The sequence below is a fragment of the Neisseria sp. P0021.S006 genome (assembly GCF_051956895.1).
In genome coordinates, this window is the sequence record NZ_JBQCWZ010000029.1 from 20,782 (window position 1) to 27,652 (window position 6,871).

6 protein-coding genes are annotated in these 6,871 nt (G+C 51.2%); all 6 read left to right on the forward strand.

Annotation, left to right across the window (positions count from 1 at the left end; genetic code table 11):
- Nucleotides 1-72: 72 nt before the first annotated feature.
- Nucleotides 73-2,469 (forward strand): penicillin-binding protein 1A, encoded by a 2,397-nt coding sequence (locus ACTHUM_RS07655; RefSeq protein WP_070503954.1) that lies wholly within the window; start codon nt 73-75, stop codon nt 2,467-2,469.
- 65 nt (nt 2,470-2,534) lie between these two features.
- A complete protein-coding gene (locus ACTHUM_RS07660) occupies nt 2,535-3,371 on the forward strand; it encodes a PHP domain-containing protein (RefSeq protein WP_039862508.1) in 837 nt (278 codons plus the stop codon).
- Between the two features lie 135 nt (nt 3,372-3,506).
- A complete protein-coding gene (locus ACTHUM_RS07665; RefSeq protein ID WP_039862509.1) occupies nt 3,507-4,349 on the forward strand; it encodes a class II glutamine amidotransferase in 843 nt (280 codons plus the stop codon).
- A 200-nt stretch (nt 4,350-4,549) separates the two neighbouring features.
- Nucleotides 4,550-5,002, forward strand: coding sequence for a transcriptional regulator NrdR (nrdR, locus tag ACTHUM_RS07670; RefSeq protein ID WP_004520863.1), 453 nt, complete (start codon nt 4,550-4,552; stop codon nt 5,000-5,002).
- Between the two features lie 14 nt (nt 5,003-5,016).
- Nucleotides 5,017-6,135, forward strand: a complete 1,119-nt coding sequence (gene ribD / locus ACTHUM_RS07675; protein WP_049344287.1) for a bifunctional diaminohydroxyphosphoribosylaminopyrimidine deaminase/5-amino-6-(5-phosphoribosylamino)uracil reductase RibD — start codon at nt 5,017-5,019, stop codon at nt 6,133-6,135.
- A 560-nt stretch (nt 6,136-6,695) separates the two neighbouring features.
- On the forward strand, nt 6,696-6,871 hold a 176-nt coding region (locus ACTHUM_RS07680; protein ID WP_440402811.1), incomplete at its 3' end, for an NAD(P)-binding domain-containing protein.

The following is a 6,871-nucleotide window of genomic DNA, read 5'->3' on the forward strand; positions in this document are numbered from 1 at the left end:
AACTGTGGCTGATAGAAATCGTTTCCCATTTTACTTTATTTATCGCCATTAATGGCAAATTATTACTTAGTCATGATTAAAAAGATTATAACGACCTGCCTGGGTCTCTTATTGGGACTGGCTCTTTTCGGCGTGGGGCTGATTGCAATTGCAATTTTGGTCACCTATCCGAAACTGCCGTCTTTGGACACTTTACAACACTACAAACCCAAAATGCCGCTGACGATTTATTCTTCAGACGGCCAAGTGATTGGCGTTTACGGCGAGCAACGGCGTGAATTCACCAAAATCGGTGACTTTCCCAAAGTTTTGAAAAATGCCGTGATTGCCGCCGAAGACAAACGCTTCTACGACCACTGGGGCGTGGACGTTTGGGGTGTGGCGCGCGCCGCGATCGGCAACGTCATGGCCGGCGGCGTCCAATCCGGTGCCAGTACGATTACGCAACAGGTTGCTAAAAACTTCTACCTGAGCAGCGAGCGTTCGTTCACCCGTAAATTCAACGAAGCCCTGTTGGCCTACAAAATCGAGCAGTCTTTGAGCAAAGACAAGATTTTGGAGCTGTACTTCAACCAAATCTATTTGGGTCAACGCGCTTATGGTTTTGCATCTGCAGCCCAAATTTATTTCAACAAAAATGTTAACGAGTTAACATTGGCCGAAGCCGCCATGTTGGCCGGCTTGCCCAAAGCCCCTTCCGCCTACAATCCGATTGTAAATCCTGAACGCGCCAAACTGCGTCAGGCTTATATTCTGAACAATATGCTGGAAGAAGGCATGATTACCCTGCAGCAACGCGATCAGGCTTTGAAAGAAGAGTTGCATTACGAGCGTTTTGTACAAAACATCGATCAAAGCGCCCTGTACGTTGCCGAAATGGTGCGTCAAGAGCTGTTTGAGAAATACGGCGAAGATGCCTACACTCAAGGCTTCAAGGTATATACCACCGTCGACACCGCACACCAGCGCGTGGCCACCGAGGCCCTGCGTAAAGTCCTGCGCAATTTCGACCGCGGCAGCAGCTACCGCGGTGCAGAAAACTACATCGACCTGAGCAAAAGCGACAACGTAGAAGAAACCGTCAGCCAATACCTTTCTACACTTTACACCGTCGATAAAATGATTCCGGCGGTTGTATTGGAAGCCTCCCGCAAAGGTGTACAGATTCAATTGCCGAGCGGCCGTAAAGTCACGCTGAACAGCCACGCTTTAGGCTTTGCCGCCCGTGCCGTCAACAACGAAAAAATGGGTGATGACCGCATCCGTCGCGGCTCCGTCATTCGCGTTAAAGGCAGCGGCGATACCTTTACCGTCGTTCAAGAGCCTTTGTTGCAAGGCGCATTGGTGTCTTTAGATGCGAAAACCGGTGCAGTCCGTGCATTGGTCGGCGGCTATGACTACCACAGCAAAACCTTCAACCGCGCAACTCAAGCCATGCGCCAACCCGGCTCGACGTTCAAACCGTTCGTTTATTCCGCCGCTTTGGCAAAAGGCATGACTGCTTCCACCATGATTAACGATGCGCCGATTTCCCTGCCGGGCAAAGGTGCTAACGGTAAAGCGTGGAACCCGAAAAATTCAGACGGCCGCTATTCCGGTTACATCACGCTGCGCCAGGCTTTGACCGCGTCAAAAAACATGGTGTCCATCCGCATCCTGATGTCTATCGGTATCGGTTACGCGCAACAATACATCCAACGCTTCGGCTTCAAGCCATCTGAAATTCCTGCCAGCCTGTCTATGGCTTTGGGTACAGGCGAAACCACGCCGTTGCGTATTGCAGAAGGTTACAGCGTCTTTGCCAACGGCGGTTACAAAGTGTCCGCCCACGTCATCGACAAAATCTACGATAGCCAAGGCCGTCTGAGAGCGCAAATGCAACCTTTGGTAGCCGGTGAAAACGCACCTCAGGCCATTGACCCGCGCAACGCCTACATCATGTACAAAATCATGCAAGACGTTGTCCGTGTTGGTACCGCACGCGGTGCAGCCGCACTTGGCCGCGCCGACATCGCCGGTAAAACCGGTACTACCAACGACAACAAAGACGCATGGTTTGTCGGCTTCAACCCTAGCGTTGTAACTGCCGTCTATATCGGCTTTGACAAACCGCGCAGCATGGGTCGTGCAGGTTACGGTGGTACAATCGCCGTACCGGTATGGGTAGAATACATGCGCTTTGCCCTGAAAGGCACCAGTGTCAAACCGATGAAAGCACCTGAAGGCGTGGTTGCAAACGGCGGCGAAGTGTACATGCGCGAACGCATGACCACCAGCTCCGACCTGGCCTTGGACAACAGTGGCGTTGCACCACGTCCCGCTCAACCTGCCCGTCGCGCGGTTCCGAATGAAAACCGCCGCCGCACCGAGAGCGGCAATGCGCCAGCCCGTGAAGAATCAGACGAAACCCCAGTTCTGCCAAGCAATACCGGCAACAATAACAAACAACAACTGGACTCTCTGTTCTAATGTTCTAAAGCAAGGCCGTCTGAAACGTTCAGACGGCCTTTTTTGAGAAAATTCAAAGCAAAACCATGATTGATTTACACTGCCATTCGACCGTTTCAGACGGCATGCTCTCCCCAACCGAAGTCGTCCGACTCGCCCGTCAAAACGGTTGCACCCTGCTCGCTCTGACCGACCACGACCACACCGGCGGACTGGCCGAAGCTCGCGCCGAAGCCGATACCCTCGGCCTCCCCTTCGTCAACGGCGTGGAAATATCCGTCACTTGGCGCGGCCGCACCATCCACGTTGTCGGTTTGGACTTTGACGAACACAACGAAACCCTGCAAAACCTGCTTGCCGAAGTCCGTAAAGGCCGTCTGAAACGATTGGAAGCCATCGCGGCAAAACTGGAGAAAAAAGGCATAACAGGCGCGTATGAAGGCGCGCTGGCATTGGCCGCCAACAAAGAAATGGCCAGCCGCACCCACATTGCCGAATTCCTCATCCGCGAAGGCCATGTTAAAAACAAACAGCAGGCATTTACCAAATATCTGGGCGACGGTAAATCCTGTTCCGTCAGACATGAATGGGCCACACTGGAAGACTGCGTAGCCGCGATTACAGGCGCGGGCGGCATGGCCATTATCGCCCACCCAATGCGCTATGAATTATCCGCCACCGCCAAACGAAACCTGTTCCAAGAATTTAAAAATCTCGGCGGCGCAGGGATTGAAGTGCACAGCGGCAACTGCTGTAAAAACGACCGCCTCAACTATGCCCTGCTTGCCGACCGCTTCGACTTTCTCGCCAGTGCAGGCAGCGACTTCCACCGCCCCAACGACTTCAGCGGCGGCATACTCGGCGCCTGCCCCGACTTACCCGAACAATGCCACCCGGTCTGGGAACACTTTAAGGCCGTCTGAATTTTTGACAGCAATTTTTCAGACGGCCCGCCAAGTATGAGACAGTTATAAACATATCACACTCTACATATTGAAACTGCCTGCCCGATACACCATAATAACCCCATAAATACCCCAAAAATAAAGGTTAACGCCATGTGCCAACTGCTCGGCATGAATTGCAACACTCCCACAGACATCATGTTCTCTTTTGAAGGCTTCCGCCGCCGTGGCGGCATTACCGACCACCACGCTGACGGCTTCGGTATCGGCTTTTTTGAAGGCAAAGGCGTACGCTTGTTTCACGACGACAAGCCCAGCGCCAACTCTCCCGTTGCCGACTTGGTGCGCGCCTATCAGATCAAGTCTGAAAACGTTATCGCCCATATCCGCAAGGCCTCGCAAGGCCAGACCTCGTTGGCGAACACTCATCCCTTCATGCGCGAGATGTGGGGCGAATATTGGCTGTTTGCACACAACGGCCATTTGATTGATTTTTTCCCCGAGCAGGGAGAGTACTACCACGCGGTCGGCACGACCGATTCCGAACGCGCGTTCTGCTTTATCCTCAACCGCCTGCGCAGCCGCTTTGCCACCAAACCCGAACCTGAAGTTTTGTTTGACGCCATTGCCGGCCTGACTCATGAAATCCGCCGCTTCGGTTTGTTCAACTTCGTCATGTCCAACGGCGACTGCCTGTTTGCCCACGCCAGTACCTTACTGCACTACATCGTGCGCAAAGCCCCGTTTGGCAAAGCGCGTTTGCTGGACGATGATGTGATGGTCGATTTTTCAGAAGTGACCACACCGAACGATAAAGTTTCCGTCATCGCCACCCTGCCCCTGACGCGAGATGAAACCTGGTCGCAATTGGCAGTCAATGAATTGGTGATGTTTCAAGACGGCGACATTGTCCTCAGCGACCGCCCCGACAATCCGGTTTACATGAGCGCGGAAGAAGGTTTGGAAATCGCCCGTGCCGTCGGCGTATCGGTTTGACGTTTGATTGGCTGAAAAACTCAAGGCCGTCTGAAAGGCTCAACTTCGCCAAAGTTGCCCTTTCAGACGGCCTTTTTATACATAAATTCTACGCAAAAGCCTTTACTATACGAAAATAACGCAATCCGCTACAATAATAGTTCACAAACAATAAATTCAATTGCTTAGCGACCTTGCCGAGCGTATGACAAGGAAACCCGATGAAGTGCCCGTTTTGCCAACACCCCAACACACAAGTAACCGACTCGCGATGGCTGGAAGACACCAACAGCATCCGTCGCCGTCGCAAATGCTTGGAATGCGGACAACGCTTCAGCACTTTTGAAACCGTTGAAATGCGGATGCCGCAAGTCATCAAATCCAACGGCACACGGGTTCCCTTCAATGCGCACAAACTGCAGACCAGCCTTGAGCGCGCGCTGCACAAACGTCCTGTCACACAAGAACAAATCGATGAAACCGTTGCCCTGATCGAGCAGCGCCTCTACCGTTTGGGCAAAAAAGAAGTCGCTTCGCACATCGTTGGCGAAATGGCGATGGAGGAACTGGCAAAAATCGACCAAGTTGCTTATGTCCGCTTCGCGTCCGTCTATAAAAGCTTTAAAGACGTTTCCGAATTCACCCAAGTCATCGCCGAATGCAAAGCCAAATAAGGCCGTCTGAAACCATGTTTTCCGCACTTGATACCCAAATGATGCAAACCGCCCTCGAGCTGGCCAAGCTTGGGCGGTTTTCTACTTCCCCCAATCCCCGCGTCGGTTGCGTAATTGCACACGGCGCACAAATCGTCGGACAAGGTTTCCACGTCAAAGCAGGCGAGCCGCACGCTGAAGTTCATGCGTTGAGGCAGGCCGGAGCGGCGGCCAAAGGCGCAACGGCCTATGTCACGCTGGAACCTTGCAGCCATTACGGCCGCACACCGCCATGCGCCGAAGCGCTGGTTCATTCCGGTGTAACGCGCGTGGTTGCCGCCATGACCGACCCTAACCCGTTGGTCTCAGGCAAAGGCTTATCCATGCTGGAAGCCGCCGGAATCCGTACCGAAAGCGGTTTGCTGGAAGCTCAGGCGCGCGAACTCAACCGCGGTTTCCTGTCGCGTATCGAACGCGGCAGACCGTTTGTCCGTCTCAAGTGCGCCGCCAGTTTGGACGGCAAAACCGCCCTTTCAGACGGCCGCAGCTTTTGGATTACCGGCGAAGCAGCACGCGAAGACGTACAAATTCTCCGTGCCGAAAGTTGCGCCGTTTTGACCGGTATCGGTACCGTACTTGCCGACAACCCGAAACTCAACGTTCGCAGCTTCCCCACCCTGCGCCAACCTGCGCGTATCGTCTTGGACAGCCGACTGCAAATCCCTTTGGACTGCCACCTCGTGACCGATACCGACAGCCCGACCGTTATCGTTACCCTTTCCTCAGACGAACAACGTTTGCAGGCGCTGGGTAAATTTGAACATATCCGCATCATCAGGCCGTCTGAGCACATCAACGGCCGCATCAATCTTCTTTCACTCATGCCGCAACTGGCAGAACTTGGCTTTGGCGAAGTTCTGGTAGAAGCCGGCTCAACACTTGCTTCAGCCTTCCTGAAGGATGACTTGGTGGATGAAATCGTCCTCTACCAAGCACCGAAACTGTTAGGCGCAGGCAAACCTCTTTTCTCCCTCCCTGAAAATCCGGCCGCCCTACTTTCAGACGGCCCTTGGCAAAGTCAATCGGTAGAAATCATCGGGCAGGACATTAAATGGGTTCTCCGAAAAAAAATCCGTCTAATTGCCTCAACTTAATAATTAAACCATTGTAAATAGAATATATCTATCATTTATATAGCAATAAATGTAATTTTTTCGTCAATATATTATAATGACTTTAGCGTATTCCAATTTAAAACTTTGACTTAAGTTAACTATCCTCAAGCCGATTGTCGACAAATTTTCCTTTTTTTCATCACGAAATAATGGATTATTAAGATAAGTTAAGCCACGAAAATTTATTAAAAGTTTTTATTCTAGAAGGGTTTTAAACGGCATAAACGGTAGTTTCATTTCATGAATCATACATTTGACAAAACAATATCTAAAATCAAAACATGTGGTTGAATGTAATTTCTAAAAATTAAGCATTCAAAAATACCGTTTCCATACCATAGAGGCCGCCTGAACGACCGTTAAACTTTTTTGATTGAGACGAATCAGATAAGTGCTTATGATTTTGTCTAATGTAATTATAAGTATGGTTTTAAGGCTTCACACGATACGGCAGCCGGCTATGGCTATGCGGTTGCAGCAAACAACTCAGGCATCGGGCAAACACTCCCGATTTACTCATTCATTACACGAAAGACATCATGAAAAACATTACGATACAAAAATTTGCCGATAAGACCGCAAAAATCGGCATCGTTGGCTTAGGCTACGTCGGTTTACCACTGATGTTGCGCTATGTGGATATCGGTTACCAAGTTTTGGGTTTCGACATTGACACCAACAAAGTCGACAAGCTCAACAAAGGCGAAAGCTACAT

Excerpts from the sequence above, each read along its gene's own strand:
- ACTHUM_RS07660 (WP_039862508.1), top strand. The coding sequence starts at position 2,535 with ATGATTGATTTACACTGCCATTCGACCGTTTCAGACGGCATGCTCTCC.
- ACTHUM_RS07655 (WP_070503954.1), top strand. The coding sequence starts at position 73 with ATGATTAAAAAGATTATAACGACCTGCCTGGGTCTCTTATTGGGACTG.
- ribD (WP_049344287.1), top strand. The coding sequence starts at position 5,017 with ATGTTTTCCGCACTTGATACCCAAATGATGCAAACCGCCCTCGAGCTG.
- nrdR (WP_004520863.1), top strand. The coding sequence starts at position 4,550 with ATGAAGTGCCCGTTTTGCCAACACCCCAACACACAAGTAACCGACTCG.
- ACTHUM_RS07665 (WP_039862509.1), top strand. The coding sequence starts at position 3,507 with ATGTGCCAACTGCTCGGCATGAATTGCAACACTCCCACAGACATCATG.